The organism is Mycobacterium shunyiense, assembly GCF_058270035.1.
The window spans coordinates 1-1,028 of sequence record NZ_JBZDPT010000032.1; the positions used below are offsets into that span (position 1 = coordinate 1).

A 1,028-nucleotide genomic window follows, 5' to 3' on the forward strand; every position below is an offset into this window, starting at 1 on the left:
GACGAGCCGCCACCGGAACCCGCCAACCACTACACTGACCGACGCTCACAGGTGAGGAATTTCGCCGAGCACACCTGGGGACGTTCAATGAGCGCAATCACGAGTTTGTAGTTATGTGAGCCGGTGTCGCTCTGCTTAGCCAGACAGGTCAGCTGCTAGCTCCGACGTCGGATCTGTCCACCATTAAGCAGGCCAGTCCTGCCGCGTCCACGTGCTTTAATCGCGCCATGGAGGATGAGCCTTCTGTAGACCGCGGTGGTGCTGACCAGTGGCTGGCGACGATCGGCGATATTTCTGTCTCGGAGTATTGGATCTCGACACCAGCTGGGCAATTTCCGATAGGTGGCTCCGCGTGGACGGTCACGGACATGTCCACCACTGAAGAGCACTTCCCAACCACCGCGATAGTTCTCGCGATCTTGTTTACCTTGGTCTGCCTGCTGGGCCTACTTTTCTTGTTCATGATGAAGAAGGTGCGCCAGGTTGGGTTTGTTCAGGTCGTGGTCCAGGGCGACGCGTTCTGCTACTCGACGATGATTCCGGTGACTCACCCTCAAGACGTCCTCGCCATCTACGACGAAGTCGAATACGCCCGCGAGTTAGCCGGTCAGCCGGCCTAGTTTCAGAACCAGTTGTAGCTCCCACACACCTTTGCTGCCGTCGGCGAACCGGCGTCCGCTTTGCGGGTGGTGCGCTGACCTGCCCAATCAAGAGACAGACTTGCACGCCGCATTGATCAAACGGGTCGCGCTGGAACCTATCAGGAGCAAATAGCCGTCGGCCGGCTTGTAATCCCAAGTGGCTGCTGGTTTATCCACATCGTGGGGCACCGCCTCTGGCGGTGGCGAGGACTTGCGGATCTCCCGAGCGGTGTCGCCGCCCCGCGCTACTGAGGTGAGCCCGTTGTAGTGGTCCAGTCGTTATGGGGCTCTGTTGCCCGAGTGCTCGGGCAGGAAGAATCACCAACGACATGGCAACGAATAAGCGCCGGCGGCACACCCCGGATCAGATCATCCGCAAGCTGGCCG

Annotated in this window: 1 protein-coding gene; it reads left to right on the forward strand. The window is 59.5% G+C overall.

All coding sequences use genetic code 11. From position 1 onward, the window contains the following. Positions 1-227: 227 nt before the first annotated feature. A complete protein-coding gene (locus AC4ELS_RS20015) occupies positions 228-620 on the forward strand; it encodes a hypothetical protein (RefSeq protein WP_499048876.1) in 393 nt (130 codons plus the stop codon). Positions 621-1,028: the final 408 nt, after the last annotated feature.

What these genes read in the sequence shown, in the direction of transcription:
- AC4ELS_RS20015 (WP_499048876.1), top strand. Translation starts at nt 228, where the DNA reads ATGGAGGATGAGCCTTCTGTAGACCGCGGTGGTGCTGACCAGTGGCTG.